Here is a 19,250-nt window from a genome sequence, read left to right as displayed (position 1 = left end):
ATTCTCGGTTGAAAGAAGAACAAAAATAATTCTTCTTAAGAATAACATGTGTGTGATAAAATAGCAAATAGTATGTTTTTTTTCTAATGTACCTATTACACCTTCCTTGTAACTTGGATAAAGTAACTCGTCCCCCATCTCCAATTCAAAGTCTATCCCTTGATGTAAACGAACCTGTTTCATTTCCACTGTATTAGACAAATTTCCAGCCTGAACTTCCGCTTCAAAATCATTGACCGTACCAGCTTTTGAACATGCTCATGAAGATGTCCAAATTTTAAATTCAAACCCAATGTCACTGTGAGATTATGATGATAAAGAGCAATGTGCCCACATACACTTAGGTAAGTTTTATCTAATACAGAAGGGGTTTAGAATGTGATCGAAACATCTCTCCTTATGATTATTTTGCTGCGAATTTTCTCAGGAAGCATAGATATTACGGCTGCCTTTTTTATGTACAAGTTCAATGATTTAGAGAAAGCCTTTTACATCAACACGTTACTGGCGCTCGTCGGTCCTACCGTACTGATCATCACAACGGGAATCGCCTTATTCGGCCTGACGGAGAAAATTTCATTGACCCGGATGGTTTGCCTGTTTTCCGGAATTGTTCTCATTCTAATCAGCTTGAAATCTGAATAAACCATGTTAATGTGTGAGACATAATTCAATATCAGATCCGAGTTGATGTTGAAGTTGAAGTGCATGACGTACAGACTTTATTTTTAGCAGGTTTGCAGAAAAAGCAATCTGTCGTTTGAGCAATCCTTGCTTCACCCCAACAGTTGTAAAGTTTATTCAAACGAACATGAGTGTTTTTGCACTTCATCCTTACCTGAAGGAGCGTTGCAGGGAGTTTTATGCGCAGATAACTCCAGCCAAAAAGAGAACCGGCTGCATGCGGTTCCCTGCTCATTCTTATTTTATTCCCATTGCGTCCGGTGCCTCTGTAATCCTTCCTCACCATAGAGGGCACGCACAAAGTCTTCTTCTGCACGTTTTGTCCGGATATTCATGGCAAATTTTTGCTCACATACAGCGCAATTAAAGAAATCCGGATCTCCTATCGCTTTCAAGGTAAAAAACTCCTCTTTGATTTTTGAAAAATCCCCTTCCAGCCATACGTCCAAAATCGCTTCCAGCTCAGAACCACTCTTTACAAAACGCTTGAGATAAAGAATATTTTCTTTCGCCATTTGCCCGTGTGTATGGCCTGCCATATACCCCTTCACTATAATGCCCCCATCTTTCGCCGGTTCTGTAATCAGATAATCGGATGGATCGTGCGTCATTTTCTGCGCAAGCATGCCGAGCATTGCCATAGCCATTAAATCAGGTTCAACCAACTCCTCTGCAGTAATCCTCGCAAACTGTCCGCGGATTTTCTGCGCCGGTTCATTCGGATCAACAGGATCGTTCATATGCAGCAGACGATGCAGAAATACGGCATAATGTACTCTGGTAACCGGTCGGTCAGGACTGAACGTTCCGAAATCACCTGTTGTGATGCCATTCGAATAAAGCGCCTTAATATACTTGCTCGCAGGATGGGTTCTCGGCACATCCACGAAATCCAAATCCACTTTCACTTTTAGATCAAACGCAGCGGTCAACACCTTCGCCATCTCTGCACGGGTGATTGGTTGATTCGGATAAAAATTGCCTTTTGCGTCCGGTTCAAAAATCCCTGCTTGCTGCAATTTTTTTATATCATAAAAAAAAGTATTCTTTGCAGATACATCCTTAAATGGAACAAACTTTTCGACTACAGGCAATTTCACTGTACGGTTAACGAGCGCAGCCGCATGTTTTCGGGAGATAACCTCACTCGGCCTGAATTCCCCATTAGCATAACCACTGATAATTTGCTGATCGCGCATTTCATGAATGATCTCAAGATACGGACTGTTTTTGGATACATCCTTAAACGGACTAACCACTTCTGCTTCTGCCTGTATCGGTACCAAGATGGTAGGAACAGCAACTGTTGCGGCTAATATAAGATGGAATAGCTTGTTTTTATTCATTGGGATCCCTCCTACTTTTACTATGTAAGTATCGTATAGACGGAGTTTTTCAGTAATAGTTTCATGTTGTGAAAACTTTTTTGACACAACAAAAGATCTGCGAAAACCAAACATTTTTTTATGGATAAATGATACTTACAGAGAAAGATAACTCCCTTTTTGATTAGTTCAGAATTTATGTTAACAGACATTCATATACTTTCTTAATCGGTACCTTGCTATGAACAATACCACATGATATATTACTGTTACCAAGTACTTAGCAAAAGACAGTACTATTCATTGATCACTAGCGGAAGGAGATTAATTGGAATGAATGTACAATTCAAAAAAGGTGTCCTAAATTTATGTGTGCTTGTCTTACTTGATAAGCAGGATCGCTATGGTTATGAGCTTGTGCAGAAGATTTCGGATCAAATTTCCATTTCGGAAGGATCGGTTTACCCCCTGCTCCGTCGTTTAACGAAGGAAGGCTATTTTACGACGTATTTGCAAGAATCGTCAGAAGGCCCTCCTCGCAAATATTACAAATTGACAGATGCAGGTCGTGCGTATCTTCATGAACAATTGGCCGAGTGGCGGACTTTCACGGATGGAGTGAATGCATTAATCAAGGAGGGTGTACAGGAATGACTGAAAACTGGAGAATGAACGGATTTCAGTCACATGAATATAGTCGGTTAGCAAACGAAAAGAAAGGAGTAGTAAAATGAATAAGGAAATTTTTTTAACACATCTAAAGAATAATTTAACAAAACTCCCACACGAAGAACGACAAGAAATTTTGCAGGACTATGAAGAATACTTTGCAATTGGGCAGTTAGACGGAAAAACTGAAGAGCAAATTGCAACCTCCCTTGGTTCTCCAAAAACAATAGGAAAAGAGTTATCTGCTGCGTACCACCTTGAAAAAGCAGAAACAACCGGCAGCACGGGAAATCTATTGCGAGCTATATGGGCAGTTATTGGTTTAGGTTTCTTTAACCTGATTATTGTACTTGGACCATTTATCGCATTGGTCGCCTTGATTGTGTCTGGTTGGGTCACAGGCATTGGATTCACTGCGGCACCTCTTCTTATTTTGCTAAACCCCATTCTAGCTCCTGGTACATTTGAGTTGTTCGACTTATTTAACTCACTCGCCTTGTGCGGACTCGGTCTCTTTATCTCAATCGGAATGTTATACGCCACGAAGTACTTTATGAATGGGTTTATACGCTATATGAAATTTAATGGGAAACTCGTCAAAGGGGGCTTAACGCATGTTGAACATTAAAGGACTATCGATAATTGCTTCTCTTCTTCTGCTAGTTGGTATCGTAGGGAGTCTCATCACCTATCAGCTTATCCAAAAGCCAAAGGCGGTTACCCAGGAATTCACTATTCAAGATGATAACTTTACAAGCATCGATATCAACGCCGATGACGGTCAAGTTGAACTAGTTCCAACAGACGGATCAAAGGCTTTTATCGAAGCTTCGGGACACGATATAAAGAACGATGTATCCGCTATGGTAAAGGATTCTAGTTTGGTCATTGTACTTAAAAAGAAGAAACAGAAGCTGATCTCAGTCAATTTCGGGTTAAAGCCAACTATCCTGAAAGTACACATACCTCACAAGGATTATGACTCGCTACGAATTCAAAGCGATAATGGAACCGTTGACGTGAGAGACGTAAACGCAGATTATATGACGTTGGAATCAGATAACGGAAAAGTAAAAGCGACAAGTTTAACAAATACTACACTCAAGGTACAATCAAATAATGGTCTGATTGCGCTTAAAGACACGTCAGCCGATTCGATTTCAGTTCGCTCGGATAACGGAAAGACGAAGCTGGAAGACGTAAAAGGGAAACTTACTGTACAAGCGAATAACGGGCGAATTGAGGTAAAGACAGATTCACTCGATGACCCTACCGAACTGATTACAGACAATGGACGCATCGATATTCAAATGGCTAATACGCCGACAAACGCGACAATCATCGCGGAAGCTACTAACGGAAACAGTAAGATTTTTGATGAAAAAAAATCACATGCTATATTTGGAACAGGCGAAATTCCCATTGTACTTTCTTCGAAAAACGGAAATATCACAGTGGGAAAACGTTAACAAAGCTAAAACATACAAAGGGGGGCATTTTTGTTATTTCACAAAAATGCCCCCCTTATATATTCCAAAAAAATATATTATTTAAAGAAATCTACAACACTTAGGCAACTTCACAAGCAACTTTCGATCTCCACACAACCTTCAGACAGACTTTAGGATGCCTGGCTCCCGAAATCAACATATACTAACCAATAATATCCAAAAAGCTACTCAGCGCTTGAATGTTTGTCACACAGATATCTTTCACTCTGGACAGACTCCTGTTTTAAAAAAGCATCCCACTAAGAAGCCAATATGCTTTTTAGTGAGTTCTTAAATTAGCCAATATTATGTCACTTTAACTGAAGACTTATAGAAATTCGCACCATTTTGTATAGCTTTTATAGCTACCGGAAGGCTTCGTGAAAAGTGTAGGAACGCATGTATCACTCCACTAAATTCATCATACTCAGCCTTAATGTTGTTATTTACCAATAGGTCATATAATAATAAACTATCATCCAGGAGTGGATCTAACTGCCCGCAAGCGATGTAACAAGGAGGGACGTCCTTCGTCAAATCGTTTGAGAAACAATCAAAATAACGAAGATCTGGATGGCGATTCCCAATATACAGATTTGAATACGTTGTTAAATCTTTTTGACTTAATCCGTCATAATTTCCTCCGTACAGCCTTCTGGATTTCGAATCAGTCAGCCCATAACTACCGTAATATAAAAGTAAACACCGTAAAAATGAAATATCTTTCTGTTGATCTCTTAAATATAGAGATGTTGCCAATGCTAAATTGGCACCGCCGGAATCTCCGGCGATCGCAATATTATCTTGATCAATATCATATTCATCTGCATATTTTCTTAACCATTCTAATAAAAAAGCACATTCCTCGATTTGTACCGGATATTTATGTTCTGGGGCCAGATGATAATCAATTCCTATTACAACTGATTCTGTTTCTTCCATCAGTAAGCGCATTATCTTGCTATGGGTATCCAGATTACCTACTACGAATCCACCGCCATGAATATACACAATGGCCCCTTTTCCAGTTCTTTTCCTCGGATAATGGAAGCGAATGTCCAGTAAACCGTGTGGTCCATCTATTTCTTTATTAAGAACTCTTTCTGGCTCAGGTCCACCCTCATTCCAATATTTTCTTTCATTTATATAATTTTCACGCATTTCAGTATAGGTGACATCTGTTGAAAATGCCTCTTTCGCGAGTTCATTTTGTTTGTAGAATGTCTCAAGCATTGGAGGAGACATCCTAGCTACAGCATTTAATTTATTCGTTTCCATTTACGCCTTCTCCCTTTGTACTAGTATTCTTTTCGAGGATTAATAGTTTTACATTCCAGATAATAAAAAGCAACATTCCGACTTGCAATATTTTTTCTGCGAAAAGAGCCCAACCCTGTAAATAATAGATCTCCATTAACGTACATCTCCCTTACTTGAAATTTATACTTGAGGCTTATCTTTCATTAGTTGTTTAATAAATCCAGTCATCATTAATATAAAGAAAAATATATACGGATAAGATAAGGTTGTAGCTAAAGACTTTACTGCATTTAACGCATCATTGCCGCCAAGCGTAGTAGCGAATATACCCGTTAAGGCGATAATCCCCATAAGAATGACCCATACAGAGCTTCGAACGCGAGACGCTTCTTTCCCTTCATAATCAGTCATTCTTGCTAATGACAAGGCTGCACTCGTTACAGTTGTTGAAATGAACATGATCAGCAGGATAATTGTGGCAATAAACGTTAACTTACTCCAAGGCATAGTCGCTAAAATGGCGAAAAACGTAACTTCTGGACTCTCCATTGCATTTTTCGCGATATCACCAGTACCTAAAACTGCATCCAGTAAAGCAATCCCGCCGAAAGTAGAATGCCATAATAGCATAAATAGTACAGGGATGGTCATTGTGGCAAAAGCGAATTGTCGAACTGTCCGTCCTTTTGAAATGGATGCTATGAAGACACCCATAAATGGGGTCCATGAAATCCACCACATATTATTTGCGACATCCCATGTCGTCGAATACGTCAGGTCGTTACTAAATAAAAACATGTCAAAGTTTCTTGGTATAAGCTGTGCGATATATGTTCCGGTTAATTGGACAGCCTGATTTATAATATAGCGTGTTGGTCCAAATAACATACCAAAGATTAAAATAGCTATCGCTAAATAGACATTCCAATCGCCCAACACCTGCATTCCCTTACCGGCTTTCTTGGTAGTTGCAGCAAAAATACATACAGATAATAGAATAAATAATACGATATAAGGCAGGATTCCAGTCAGTGATGCATTAAGATTGCCCACTTGATTAATCCCCGTAGATATTTGCACACTTCCCAGTCCGATCGTGGCAGCAATTGTCATTGCTGAACATACAACAGCCAAAACATTCATAATGTTTTTGGTTAATGGCACCCACTTACGATTTCCAAAACTCTTCTCAATAACATCTCCAGGTAAATATCGTATTTTATGTTTTGATACAAAGTAAGCCATAATTAGCCCCGCCACACTAAATATTGCCCAAACCGAAATACCCCAATGATAGAGAGCGGTACCCATCGCTTCCCGTGCTGCTACCATTTGATTTGGAGCCTCTGTACTGCTGGGTGATAAATAGTACGCATAGAGTGGCTCATTCACTCCAAAGTAAATGATTCCTATTCCGATAGATGAAGTGAATAACATTGCAAGCCACGAAAAAATATTATAATCCGGCTTTGCGTCCTGACCACCAATTACAATTTTCCCATATTTGGAAACTCCTATTGCAACTAAAAATCCCATACAAAGAATGGGTATTAACATAGCCATCCATCCATACTGCGTAGCAAATATCGTCTGTATAAACGTCATAACTTTTGCAAGTGCAACAGGGTTTACTAATGAAAAAATCGAAAAAAATGCAGTAATCGATGCTGAGATGATAAAAATAGGTGTAAAGACTTTAGGCTTTCTTGAACTACGGACTTTTATAATATTTCCTCGGTCGACATACTTTGATGTCATATTCTCATCTCCTGATCATGTGTTTTTTTGTCGGGTATATCTAATAATTTGAAAGCTCCTCCATTAATTATTAATGCAATATTCGTGCCATTACGAAAAGACTGATAAAATAAACCTGTTTACCATTATGTATAAAAAACAACATTATACTTGAGTCTAATTTGAATCGACAAAGTAAGCGAATCGTTTAAAAATGACTCAATATTTTCTCGGAAAACTATGGACGATGTCGCACTTTAGGCATCTGTGCAAGACAACATTCAGAATTTAATGTTGCAAAAGAGTCTCTTTATTACGTCATAGCAAATCCTCTCTATTATCTATGAAACATAAAAAAAACTTCTGATCCCAAATCGTTTTTATAGACGTAGCTTGTCAAGGAAGTGGACACTTTCAGCACAAGGTGTTAATTATAGGTCTCAATCGCAAAACCATCTTGGATGGTCAGCAAATAGTTCTTAATGATCCGGCATCACAGATACCCTCACCCATACATTTATTATTAAACCGATCTGCTTCACAGCGATATCGATACCTGTCAAAATACATGTCCAACATTTGCCCGTCCTCTCATCACGATATTATTCGGCTTTACATCTTCAGTACCTTTGATCATTTTCGTCGCCTGCCCTCTTGTAATAGCCTTATTCGGACTGAATGTGGAAGGCACCTGATACTCAGTACTAAGACGAAAGACCTCACGTCCACTAAAAACCTATTGAAAACATACGTAATTGGCGTTATGATTTATTCGTAACTTAAATAAATATAAAATCCCAGAAAGAAATAATCTAATCTTTCTGTAAAATAAGAATGTATACAAATTAGTTAAAGAGGCGATTACATCATGGAGATTATTAAAGGCACCGTGCTTTTACTAATTGTTTTAGCTTGTTTTACACTTTTCAGTTATAAAGCTCCTAGAGGGATGAAAGCGATGGGGGCATTGGCAAGTGCGGCGATTGCTACATTTTTGGTTGAGGCATTTCAGCGCTATGTCGGCGGTGACTTATTAAATTTTGCATTTCTAGGCGAAGTTGGTGACGCGGCGGGTAGTATGGGCGGTGTCGCAGCTGCTTCCCTTGTAGCACTGGCCATGGGCGTTTCTCCTGTATATGCTTTAATGATGGGAGCTTCAAGTGCAGGTCTTGGGCTCTTGCCAGGATTTATCGCGGGATATCTCATGTCTTTTGTAGTGAAAAAAATTGAAACTAAAGTACCTGATGGCCTCGATTTGATTGTGACCATCATCCTTGCCGCGCCGCTCGTTCGGCTACTTGGGGTATGGGCTGATCCGATAGTCGATGCCACCTTGCTTAATATTGGCGGCATTATTACACAATCGACAGATGCAAACCCGATTATAATGGGAATTATTTTAGGTGGCGTCATTACGGTTGTCGCTACAGCACCGCTAAGTTCTATGGCTTTAACCGCGATGCTCGGATTGACAGGTGTTCCAATGGCAATCGGTGCACTAGCGGTGTTCGGCTCTTCCTTTATGAACTATGTCTTTTTCCATCGCATGAAATTCGGTGATCGAAAAACGACCATCTCTGTTGCGATTGAACCGTTATCACAAGTAGACATTATTTCTGCCAATCCGATTCCGGTCTATGTGACAAACTTCCTAGGCGGCGCGTCAGCTGGTATCATCATCGCATTATCAGGACTGATTAATAACGCAACAGGCACAGCAACGCCAATTGCAGGATTTGCGGTTATGTATGGATTTAACGACCCGGTAAAAGTAACTCTCATCGCGCTTCTATGCGCAGGTGTTGGTGCCCTCTGGGGTTATATAGGATCGCTGATGTTTAAAAACTTCAAAATTCGGCGCGTACATGAGCTTAATATAGCGGATGAAAAGATTGATGAGGCAAAGAAGGAAAAAAAGGTTGTTGCTTTAACATGAGGAGACGGGGGATAGGCCCCTGTCTTCTTTTTTCAGTTATCGAGAGCAATGTGCCTGCCCCTTTTCTTCAGGGAGTGCCAACCGTCCATCCGTAATATGTAGTTGTGTCTACTATTTTATTACTTTAAATCAGAAAGACGAGTAAAAATAATTGAAAGAAGACCAGGTACTTTTGACAACTGCTCGGCACACTAAAAAAGCTGAAACCTTTGTCGAAAGGATTCAGCCACCTGCTTTTATTCGTCTCCTCTTGATGATCTGAAAGTTTTGTTCTTCCTATATGTCTTAATATTCCAGTGCTCATTTCTTGCCCACATTTAATAGAAAGAAAGCAAAATTCTTATTCAAGCTTCCGGAACCCCTCTTGTTGCCTGAACTCCCGAAATCGTTATTCCCTCTTTCTTTGACACTAATTTCAATGTCATCAACGTAATAATACCGATTGCCAAAAGTGCAGAGAGCACAAACATTCCTGACGTAAGATCTAACATGCCGAGAATCATAGGTCCTACAAATCCGCCTAATGCAGCGAACGAATTTACAATTGCAATGCCTACCGGTGCAGTGGATTCGCTGAAAAAGAATGTCATATATGCAAAGAAACACCCTGTAAATCCATATAGTCCAGCGGAAGTAATCGCCAGCATGAGGACGACCGTTGAAACGCTTTCAGATAAACCGCAGCCGATGAACCCAAAAATCCCAATGATGAAACATACTAGTAAGTGTGTTTTATACGAATTGGTTCTATCCGCATTCCAGCCGACAAATAGAATCACAGGTATTCCGACGAACGCCGGAATCATCGCTAGCCAGCCGATTTCCATATTGGTCGTGCCAGCGGCTGATAAAGATTTAATGATAGTCGGCAGCCAGAATGATAGCCCGTAAACTGCGGTATAACCAGTAAAATAGAGGAGTGACAGTTTCCAGACCTTTGAATCTTTCAGCATATCTATCTTAGAAACTTTGTTCACTTGAGCGCTTTGCAAACGTTCTGCGTTCAGTTCTCCTTCCAGCCACTCTTTTTCTTCATCTGTCAGCCATTTGGCATTTGAGGGCTTATTTGTTAGATAAAACACAACAACAATTCCTAGAATAATAGCAGGCAAACCTTCTAAAATAAACATCCATCTCCAACCCAACATACCATACCAACTGATATTATCGAGAATCCATGTCGACACTGGAGCGCCGATCAGTCCACCAATCGGCAATGCCAATAAAAGGACAGCGGTTGCTTTTCCCCGTTCCCGCGCTCTGAACCAATACGTCAAATATAAAATAATGCCGGGGAAAAATCCTGCTTCTGCGACGCCCAATAGAAAACGCGCCATATACAAGTGAGTCGTCCCTTGAACAAACCCCGTCAGAATGACAACAATTCCCCATGTGATCATAATCCGGGCAATCCACATCTGCGCCCCTACTTTATTCATAATCATATTGCTCGGCACTTCAAAAAAGAAGTATCCAATAAAGAAAATGCCTGAAAGCAGACCGAAAACTTCTGCAGTCAATGCTAGTTCAGCATTCATTTGTAAGGCGGCATAACCTAAATTCACTCTGTCTAAATAAGCAATTATATACAACAGCAAGATAAAAGGAAGAATGCGCATCATCGTTTTCCTGACTGTCTTCTTCTCGATCTCTTTCATAGTAGGGGTCATTCATTCTCCTCCTCTGCAGGTCTTTTCCTGCAATCCATTTATTGAATCGCTGCATTCTCCAATAACACAGCAATCCCTTGTCCGCCGCCAATGCATAGGCTCGCAATCCCGTATTTCACACCGTGTTTCTGCATTTCTAGCGCAAGTGAATACGTAACGCGCGTACCGCTCGCACCAACTGGATGTCCAAGTGCTATCGCGCCTCCGTTCACATTGACTTTTTCCTGAACAAGTCCGAGTTCTTCTATGACACCTAATGACTGTGCGGCGAAAGCTTCGTTTAGTTCAAACAAATCGATATCATCTAATGTCAAATTGGCTTTTTTTAATACTTTGCGAATTGCCGGAGCCGGACCCATTCCCATCAATGCCGGGTCTACGCCAGCTGTTGCGTAGGCAGCAATTTTGGCTAGCGGCCGTAACTGGTGCTCTTTTAAAAAGTCTTCTGACACGAGCACAACAGCCGCGGCACCGTCGTTAATACCACTTGCATTTCCTGCTGTGACAGATCCATCTTCCTTAAACGCCGGTCCTAACTTCGCCAAAGTTTCCAGCGAAGTCTCTTCGCGGATATGTTCGTCCTGCGAAACTTCCACCGTACCTTTGCGTGTTTTCACCGCTACTGGCACAATTTCTTCTGCAAAACGACCTGAACGGCGCGCTTCTGCTGCACGTTCATGTGAAATGCGGGCAAATTCATCTTGTCTTTCACGTGAAATCTTGTATTTTTCTGCAATATTTTCCGCCGTCATGCCCATTCCGCAGCCTGCCACTTCATCGTACAACGTCGCCCACAGCATATCTTCCACAACCGGCGCTTTAGCAGGAGAACCGAAACGTGTGCCACGCAGTACTTGAGGGGCTTGGCTCATATTTTCTGTGCCACCGGCCACTGTCGCCTCCGCGTTTCCAAGTTCGATTTCTTGAGCTGCTGTAATAATTGACTGCAATCCTGAGCCGCACAGCCGATTCACCATAAGTGCAGTACTTTCTTCGGACATCCCGCTTTTCAAGCCGATATGGCGGGCTAAATACGCCGAAGATTTCGTCGTTTGAATAATATTGCCGAGGACGATTTCATCTATTTGTTCTGCTTCTACTCCTGAACGCTTCAATGCTTCCTTCACGACTGCAACGCCAAGATCAATATCTGTTGTATTGACAAACGCACCGCCGAAACTTCCGAATGCGGTTCTGCTGCCGTTGACGATATAAACTGACATAAACAATTCCTCCTTCTATTTACATGCCGCCTGAAACGCTTAATGTTTCACCTGTTATCGCTGTTGCGTGTTTAGATGATATAAAATACACACTGTCCGCAATTTCTTCGGCTGTGATAAAACGCTGCATCGCTTGTTTCGGATAGACGATTTCGTTCAGTGCGTCCAATTCTGACATGCCTTTACTTTCTTCAAGCTCTTGTAATTGTTTTACAATTAATGGTGTTTTCACAGCACCCGGCAACACTGCATTAACAGTAATTCCGTGCATGGCCCCTTCCAAAGCCGCAACGCGAGTCAAACCGATGACGCCGTGCTTCGCTGCGACATAGGCCGCTTTTTCAGGTGATGCCATTTCACCGTGGATCGATGAAATATTAACAATGCGTCCGTGCTGTTGTTTTTTCATATATGGGAACACATATTTAGTCAGCAAGAATGGTCCTTTCAGCATCACATTCTGCAGCAAGTCCCATTGTTCTTCTGGGAAATCCTCTATTTTCGCACGGTATTGCAAGCCCGCATTATTGACGAGAACATGCAGCTCTTTGTCTTTACAAATTTTATCGATGACTCGCTGAACTGAAGTTGAGATCGCAACATTGAGCTCAACCGCTTCAGTTTTTTCGGGATATAAATCAGCCACTGCCTGCGCGGCTTCCAATTTCAAATCTGCCGCATACACATAATCCCCTTCTTCAACAAACTTCTTCACCATCGCAGCTCCTAAACCGCCACCGGCACCTGTCACTAAAATATTACGCATGATCGATCGCCTTCTCTCTTTTATTAAACGTTTGGAGCTGCTGGATTAACGAACGATCACGCTCTATGACGTATTCGTCCAGCCCCATTCCTGGATATTCAAAGAATCCTTTCGATGATTTGACGCCCAGATTTCCCTGATCGATTTTGTCCTTAATAGTAGGGAACGTCCGCACATCCGATTCTATTTTCGGTTGTAATTGCCCCATTACAATGTCCCATACATCCAATCCACCAAAATCCATAATCTTCAACACACCGCTTGATGCAAAACGGAATCCCGGCCCTGCAAAAATCGCACTTTCTAAATCCTCCTCCGAAACTACACCGTCTTCGAGCAAAGACAACGCTTCACGCGCTAACGCAGTTTGAATGCGGTTCGCAACAAGGCCCGGTACTTCCCGGCGGACTTCAATCGTCACTTTCCCCATTTTTTTCATAAACGAATTTACTTCATCGTACGTCTTTTGCTTCGTATCCGGACCTTTTAGAAGTTCGACTAACGGAACAATATGCGCCGGATTGAAAAAATGTGTTAACATCACGCGTTCTTTATGTTTTTCTACATCGCGTATGATGTCCGACATGCTTAAGCTCGAAGTATTGGAAGTTAAAATCGTATGCACTGCGCAAATTTCATCCAGTTGCTTGAAGATTTTTTGTTTTAACTTCAAATTTTCAGTTGCTGATTCAATAACTAAGTCACAATCCGCAATGTCTTCTATTTCTACAGTGCATGTTAAGCGGTTTTTAATGATTTCATCTGAATCGTTAAAAGGCATGCCTTCTTCTCGGAAAATAGTTAAATATGTCTGTAGTTTTTCTTTTGCCAGTTCCAAAGATTCCTCTTTCACATCTTGTAAAACAACTGGCATACCATTTATGATGAATTGAAACGCTATGCCAAACCCCATCGTTCCTGATCCGATAATGCCGACCTTTTGAATCATTTCACTGCCTCCTCAGACATCAATATAATAAAATAGCTGCGATCAACATTGGGATACTTGCAAGTAAAGGTGCTATAACTGAAACGGCGAAAATATGTTTATAGGCGTCTTTATGTGTTAATTTTGAAGCAACTAACACGGTAATAACTGCCCCGTTATGCGGCAACGAATCCAGCCCGCCCGAGGCGACTGCCATGATTCTGTGCATTACTTCCGGTTTCAATCCTAAATTTAAATACGACGATGACAGCGCTTCCATCGCAATCGCCAACCCCCCACTTGAAGATCCTGTAATTCCCGCAAGTGCTGTCGTTGCTATGAAAAGTGATAGTAACGGACTGCCCGGAATTTCTGTCATCGCTTCATTAAAAATTCCAAAGCCTGTCGTAATCGCAATAACAGAGCCGTATCCGACGTCTGCACTCGTATTGACAATCGGCAGTACGGCGGATACCGCACCTTCATTAAAGGTGTCTCTCTTAATGTCAATATACTTCCAGAATAATAAAGCCGCCAGTACTACCGCGCCCATCAGCGTGTAAATAATGTCCACTTTAAATATATTCAATGTAACTAGTAAAGCAATGGGAGGAATTAAACTCACTACAATATTCGGCAATGCGCGACCTTCGTAAATATCTTCAATTCCTTTAGATCTGCCTTTATCTGGATTCGTCATCCCCTCATACGTTTCGTTGCGCTGTTCTGAACGTTTTAACGCAAACTTTATATACCATAAGTTAACTGCAATGACGGTCACCGCTGCGATGATCCCGAGCAAAGGCGCTGCTGTAACAGTTGTTCCTAAATACTTTGTCGGAATGATGTTTTGTACAGAAGGCGTTCCCGGCAGCATCGTCATCGTAAACGTTGCAATCCCCGCAAAGAATGGTGCCATAAATAGATGCCATGGAATATCCAGTTCTTTGAATAATGGCTTGGCAATTGGCAGAACTGCAAAAATGACTACGAATAAACTGACGCCGCCATATGTTAAAAATGCACATATGGCCATAATTGCGACCAACACATTGAACTTACTTTCTTTTCCGACCACTTTCAATAGTAGATGAGCGATTCGACGAGCCGCGCCGCTGTCATCCATAAGCTTTCCAAACATGGATGCAAATAAGAATATCAAGAAATACTTTTGTACATAGCCGATAAACCCGGTCATGTATGTATCTTGGAAGGCATCTAAAATAGAAAATCCGTTTGTTACCATTACAAATAAACTGACAACGGGAGCGATGATAATGATACTATATCCCCTTAATGCTAAAACGATTAAAAGAATTAACGAAATGGCAATCGTAAGTAAACTCCACATCCGCTTTCCCCCTACTATTCGTTTATTTTTGTGTTAACGGTAAACCAATTTTGTCTTGCAGCTCTTCAAATGTCATATCACCGTATATATCATCCGCAAAGATCTTTCCATCTTCGAAAGTGAAGCTTGCATACTCCGTTACGAATTGATTGACTAGTCGCTCGCCGCTAGAATCAAGAGTCAGCGATTCCACTAATTTAGGCGATCCGTCTTTCGTGAAAAGTGTACTGGCCACAATTACTTTCTTTGCACCCGCAACTAAATCCATTGCACCGCCTACTCCCAAAATCGGCTGATTCGGCACAGACCAGTTGGCAATCTCACCGTAACGATCCACTTCTAACGTCCCTAAAACCGCCACGTCAATATGATGTCCTCTGATCATTCCAAATGAGAAAGCGCTATCAAAATACGACGCGTCAGGCATAATCGATACAGGATTTTTCCCCGCATCGATTAAATCGATATCCAATTCATCTTCATTCGGCGGAGGTCCTATTCCAAGTAAGCCGTTCTCACTCTGCAAATATACTTTTTTGTCTCCTATATATTTCGCAACAAGTGTTGGAATGCCAACACCAAGATTCACGGAATCCCCGTCTTTCAGCTCTTGCGCAATACGCTTCGCAATGACATCCCTTTTAGTTAACTTCAACGTAATCATCTCCCTTTTTGACATATTTGCTTTTCACTACGTAATCTACATAAATATGAGGAGTGATTATTTCTTCTGGGCGTAATTCGCCGATTTCGACAATTTCATCGACTTCAGCAATGACTGTTGCGGCAGCGGTAGCCATGACAGGATTAAAATTTCTCGCCGTTGTGTGGTAAATCAAATTGCCGGCCTTATCTGCCTTTGCTGCTTTAATAAGCGCAAGATCACCTTTTATCGCCTTTTCAAATAAATAACGGACGCCGTCAATTTCGCGGACTTCTTTTCCTTCAGCGAGTTTCGTCCCGACCGCAGTAGGTGTGTAAAAACCGCCAATCCCGGCACCCCCGCAGCGAATCGCCTCCGCCAGCGTTCCTTGCGGCAGCAGATCAATCGCAAGCTCCCCTTTAGACCAAGCCGTTACTGCTTCTTTATTGATCGTAAAAAACGAGCCGATTGCCTTCGCAATTTTTCCTGCTTCAAACACTTTGTGCAGTCCTTTACCGTAATCTCCAAGGTTATTGCTGACAACTTCATAGTCACCGGCCTTAAAACCCGGCAGCGCATGCAGGACTGTCAGCGGCGTTCCCGAAATACCAAACCCCCCGACAAGCAGGCGCATCCTATCCTTGAACAATGGCTCGAGCTCATCAACCGTTTTTAATTTCTCCAATTTCCGCACCCCCATAGACTAGACTGTAGTCTAATGATATAATAGTATTAATGGAAAAGTCAAACTATTCTTAAAAAATCAAAAAGAGGGATGCATTGTGGATGTAACCGAAAACAAAACAGCTAAAGGTATTCAAACACAGCTTCATATTATGAATATTGCGCTCGATCTATTTAAAAAATACGGCTACGACAAAATATCAGTAGATCGAATCGTAAAAGAAAGCAACACATCTAAAGGCTCCTTTTATCAGCACTTCCCTTCCAAATCAAGCATTTTTATGATGCGCTTTATGGAGATGGACGAACACTATATACATATCTATGAAGATATTGAGCAAAAGTATTCTTCCGCCATCGAACGTCTGGAAGCTTTTTTTCTTGCTGTACTGCGCTGTATCGAAAAAGAACTAGGAAAAGACTTAATGCGCGTGATCTACTCCGCAGCAGTTATCAGCAACGAACACACCTTTTTCACAAACGAAGACCGGAAATTATACACTATCCTCCGACAAATTATTACGGATGGAAAACAAGATGAATCAATTCAAAACATCAGCTCCACACACGACTTTTTCCAATCTATTGTACAAAGCTTTATGGGAGCTATTTATTTTTGGGGGCTGCAGTTGGACAATACTGAATTGGAGGAGTTGGGGAGACCGCTTATTGGGCAGATTATAGCAGGGCTTCGGTGATAAAATGCTAATGAAACAGACTTCTGCAAGAAAGGTACTTCATTTTGTTTAAAATCCGCTGCTTTTGAACGATCAAAAACACTTCAAACACAGATGCCTTTAACTGCGCCCTCGCACAGTAAATTTAATCAAACAGAAAAAACCAGAACAATTAGCACTTTTATATCGTGTTGATGTCTGGTATTTTTGTTTGACCGACTGAATGACAAGGTCCAGTAGAACCCAAATCTACGTACAAAAACTTTTCTACTTCAGCGCCTATGTGCATAACTGACTACTAACCCTCATTACCCTTACTGTACATGTATTTCATTTTTTATATTTAAATAGGTCCCTCTGCACTAAACAATTGTGTTAGTTTAAATATCCACATTTGTTTAAACGATCATGTTTGTTTCTTGCATAGGCACTTCAAACTGATTTATTGAAATAAAGTTTTTTGCTGAACTCAGATAAATTTAATCATTAGCGTCATATAAACAAATTCAGGACGTTACGTCTATACCTTTTCTGCCTTCAAGCGAAAAAACACTCCAGAAATCAAATGTCCTCTGATTTCCGGAGTGTACAACAATTACCTATTGCTGATGCTTCTTCCTAGCCGCCTCATTATGTTTCTCATGACCTTCTTTTATCACTTGATTGTACGTTTCATGGCCGTTTTTAATACTTTCATTATAAAGTTCATGGCCCTTCTGCGTAATATAATTATATTTTCTGTGCTGATCTTCAATTAAATAATTCGACAACTTGATTACAGCATCCGAGTCTTTATACTTCGTTTTTAAATAAGCACGCGCTTTCTTTAATCGTTCCTTTTCCTGCACTGATTGTTTCTGAAGTGTTTCTTTTGTATCAAAAGAAAGTTCCTTGAGATTCTCTTTTTGATCCCATGCATCTTTCTGGCTGGTCTCTTTCCACTCCCACCATTGCTTCTGAATCTCTTCGTATTGTGCTCTCATATACTTCCTCAATTCTTTTTCTGAATTGACATAAATAAATTCTCCGTTCCCTGCATCTGCCACCTTCTTCAGTAATGTCTGCCCTTCATTATCCACATCATAGCCGATAATATTAACGACCGTTTGTATATTCCCAGCCACAAGATCTCCAGCAGCCTTCACAGGATCTCCTCCGCATGTTTCGATACCGTCACTTACCACGTAAACGACTACTTCTTCTGCATCTGCAGGAATATCTTCTTTCACCGTTTCTAGTGCAAGCCCGATTGGTGTCCAGCCAGCAGGTTGTACTTTTCCGAGAGCCTCTCGAAATGCCGGCTCTTCAAACTTTCCGCTATAGAAATTCTCTGTACTTGTGCATGAAAGTTGCTTATCTGCCTGATTACCCGAACCTTTATGACCGTACACTCGCATCGACATGGTCGCATCTTCCGGGATCTGTTTCGCAAAATCTAGGACCGCATCCTTTGCAGAATCCATTCGGGTCTTACCGCCCGCCATCGCTCTCATGCTGCCGCTCGCGTCAATCAAGATTGCATAGTGAGCTGTCTTCAATGTCGGCTGGTTCACTTGTTCATCAGGTTTCGTATGATCGACTTCCACTGATGTATCAAACGTCAGTAAGGTCTTCATTCCGTCATAATAGTCTTCCCCCACCAAGTTCAGCATTTCATTTAAATACTGCTCCACTGTCAACCCTTCCGGCCACTGATCAATCGCTTCATTCACTTTTTCTTCGTCATAGTTCTCTCCACCATAAATACCCGGTTTCCGAAGCAAATCCTTCTCTACATCCAATAACTCGCGATCTACACCGTCCACTTCATAGTACTCGGGCTCTGTCGGTTCAAAAGCGTCTGCCTCTGTCTCAACCGTTTGCGATTGTTCCTCTTCCTGTGTTTGCTCCTGTATATCCGCCTGTACTTTCGGCTCTTCTTTAGCCGAGCAGCCTGCTAGCATTACCAGTGAACAAAACAGCCCATATAACAGCTTTTTCATTGCTTAATCTCCTTTGTCATTCCCATTTTAATTTGATTATAGCGAAAACTTCAGGTGAGAAAAGAACGTATTTACAAAATCATTCTAATGGCGCGGTGCGAAAAGTCCATGAACAAAGTACCTACATATGAAGAATTCTCCAATTAAAAACACAAAAACTCCGCCAGTTTGCAAAAACTAGCGAAGTCTTTTATTTGCAGAATATGGATGAGTAGTTTTGACACA

General features: G+C 41.3%; 18 protein-coding genes. 6 read left to right on the top strand and 12 right to left on the bottom strand.

What is annotated here, in order from left to right:
* Nucleotides 1-378: 378 nt before the first annotated feature.
* On the top strand, nucleotides 379-645 hold the full coding sequence (locus tag B5D59_RS11150; RefSeq protein ID WP_342746529.1) for a YqhV family protein: 267 nt from the start codon (nucleotides 379-381) through the stop codon (nucleotides 643-645).
* Between the two features lie 281 nt (nucleotides 646-926).
* On the opposite strand, the gene B5D59_RS11145 is transcribed toward B5D59_RS11150, so the two are convergent.
* The gene (locus B5D59_RS11145) at nucleotides 927-2,030 is read right to left on the bottom strand and encodes an S-layer homology domain-containing protein (RefSeq protein WP_176132561.1); all 1,104 of its coding nucleotides are present in this window, start codon (nucleotides 2,028-2,030) and stop codon (nucleotides 927-929) included.
* Nucleotides 2,031-2,342: 312 nt separating this feature from the next.
* Between B5D59_RS11145 and B5D59_RS11140 the strand changes: the two genes are divergently transcribed.
* The 3 genes from B5D59_RS11140 (at nucleotide 2,343) to B5D59_RS11130 (ending at nucleotide 4,147) form a co-directional block, all read left to right on the top strand.
* A complete protein-coding gene (locus tag B5D59_RS11140; RefSeq protein WP_078817990.1) occupies nucleotides 2,343-2,663 on the top strand; it encodes a PadR family transcriptional regulator in 321 nt (106 codons plus the stop codon).
* Between the two features lie 76 nt (nucleotides 2,664-2,739).
* Nucleotides 2,740-3,306, top strand: a complete 567-nt coding sequence (locus B5D59_RS11135; RefSeq protein WP_078817989.1) for an HAAS signaling domain-containing protein — start codon at nucleotides 2,740-2,742, stop codon at nucleotides 3,304-3,306.
* The gene (locus B5D59_RS11130; RefSeq protein ID WP_078817988.1) at nucleotides 3,293-4,147 is read left to right on the top strand and encodes a DUF4097 family beta strand repeat-containing protein; all 855 of its coding nucleotides are present in this window, start codon (nucleotides 3,293-3,295) and stop codon (nucleotides 4,145-4,147) included. Before B5D59_RS11135 ends, B5D59_RS11130 begins: the two co-directional genes overlap by 14 nt.
* 327 nt (nucleotides 4,148-4,474) lie before the next feature.
* On the opposite strand, the gene B5D59_RS11125 is transcribed toward B5D59_RS11130, so the two are convergent.
* From B5D59_RS11125 to B5D59_RS11120, 3 genes are read right to left on the bottom strand one after another with little or no spacing between them, the layout of a single operon-like run.
* The gene (locus tag B5D59_RS11125; protein ID WP_078817987.1) at nucleotides 4,475-5,446 is read right to left on the bottom strand and encodes an alpha/beta hydrolase fold domain-containing protein; all 972 of its coding nucleotides are present in this window, start codon (nucleotides 5,444-5,446) and stop codon (nucleotides 4,475-4,477) included.
* Nucleotides 5,433-5,582 (bottom strand): hypothetical protein, encoded by a 150-nt coding sequence (locus B5D59_RS18225; protein WP_176132560.1) that lies wholly within the window; start codon nucleotides 5,580-5,582, stop codon nucleotides 5,433-5,435. Before B5D59_RS18225 ends, B5D59_RS11125 begins: the two co-directional genes overlap by 14 nt.
* Nucleotides 5,583-5,608: 26 nt before the next feature.
* The gene (locus B5D59_RS11120) at nucleotides 5,609-7,186 is read right to left on the bottom strand and encodes a BCCT family transporter (protein WP_078817986.1); all 1,578 of its coding nucleotides are present in this window, start codon (nucleotides 7,184-7,186) and stop codon (nucleotides 5,609-5,611) included.
* A gap of 847 nt (nucleotides 7,187-8,033) precedes the next feature.
* Between B5D59_RS11120 and B5D59_RS11115 the strand changes: the two genes are divergently transcribed.
* Nucleotides 8,034-9,101 (top strand): PTS sugar transporter subunit IIC, encoded by a 1,068-nt coding sequence (locus B5D59_RS11115; RefSeq protein WP_078817985.1) that lies wholly within the window; start codon nucleotides 8,034-8,036, stop codon nucleotides 9,099-9,101.
* Between the two features lie 344 nt (nucleotides 9,102-9,445).
* Here the strand turns inward: B5D59_RS11115 and B5D59_RS11110 are convergent, their stop codons facing one another.
* From B5D59_RS11110 to B5D59_RS11080, 7 genes are read right to left on the bottom strand one after another with little or no spacing between them, the layout of a single operon-like run.
* A complete protein-coding gene (locus tag B5D59_RS11110) occupies nucleotides 9,446-10,771 on the bottom strand; it encodes an MFS transporter (RefSeq protein WP_078817984.1) in 1,326 nt (441 codons plus the stop codon).
* A 38-nt stretch (nucleotides 10,772-10,809) separates the two neighbouring features.
* The gene (locus B5D59_RS11105) at nucleotides 10,810-11,994 is read right to left on the bottom strand and encodes a thiolase family protein (protein WP_078817983.1); all 1,185 of its coding nucleotides are present in this window, start codon (nucleotides 11,992-11,994) and stop codon (nucleotides 10,810-10,812) included.
* 19 nt (nucleotides 11,995-12,013) lie between these two features.
* Complete coding sequence (locus B5D59_RS11100; RefSeq protein ID WP_078817982.1) at nucleotides 12,014-12,760, bottom strand: 3-hydroxybutyrate dehydrogenase; 747 nt, start codon at nucleotides 12,758-12,760, stop codon at nucleotides 12,014-12,016.
* A complete protein-coding gene (locus B5D59_RS11095) occupies nucleotides 12,753-13,709 on the bottom strand; it encodes a 3-hydroxyacyl-CoA dehydrogenase family protein (protein WP_078817981.1) in 957 nt (318 codons plus the stop codon). Before B5D59_RS11095 ends, B5D59_RS11100 begins: the two co-directional genes overlap by 8 nt.
* A gap of 19 nt (nucleotides 13,710-13,728) precedes the next feature.
* Nucleotides 13,729-15,039 carry a GntP family permease gene (locus B5D59_RS11090; protein ID WP_078817980.1) on the bottom strand — a complete coding sequence of 437 codons (1,311 nt, stop codon included), beginning with the start codon at nucleotides 15,037-15,039 and terminating at the stop codon, nucleotides 13,729-13,731.
* A 22-nt stretch (nucleotides 15,040-15,061) separates the two neighbouring features.
* Complete coding sequence (locus tag B5D59_RS11085; RefSeq protein ID WP_425441348.1) at nucleotides 15,062-15,694, bottom strand: 3-oxoacid CoA-transferase subunit B; 633 nt, start codon at nucleotides 15,692-15,694, stop codon at nucleotides 15,062-15,064.
* Entirely contained in the window at nucleotides 15,681-16,382 is a 702-nt protein-coding gene (locus B5D59_RS11080; RefSeq protein WP_078817978.1) for a CoA transferase subunit A, read from the bottom strand. Before B5D59_RS11080 ends, B5D59_RS11085 begins: the two co-directional genes overlap by 14 nt.
* A gap of 82 nt (nucleotides 16,383-16,464) precedes the next feature.
* Between B5D59_RS11080 and B5D59_RS11075 the strand changes: the two genes are divergently transcribed.
* Nucleotides 16,465-17,064, top strand: coding sequence for a TetR/AcrR family transcriptional regulator (locus B5D59_RS11075; RefSeq protein ID WP_078817977.1), 600 nt, complete (start codon nucleotides 16,465-16,467; stop codon nucleotides 17,062-17,064).
* Nucleotides 17,065-17,642: 578 nt separating this feature from the next.
* Here the strand turns inward: B5D59_RS11075 and B5D59_RS11070 are convergent.
* Nucleotides 17,643-19,025: a vWA domain-containing protein gene (locus B5D59_RS11070; RefSeq protein ID WP_078817976.1), complete on the bottom strand. Its 1,383-nt coding sequence runs from the start codon at nucleotides 19,023-19,025 to the stop codon at nucleotides 17,643-17,645.
* Between the last annotated feature and the right edge of the window lie 225 nt (nucleotides 19,026-19,250).

This window comes from Sporosarcina newyorkensis, from assembly GCF_900167515.1.
GTDB lineage: Bacteria > Bacillota > Bacilli > Bacillales_A > Planococcaceae > Sporosarcina > Sporosarcina newyorkensis.
This window is presented reverse-complemented; position numbering and strand designations above follow the sequence as displayed.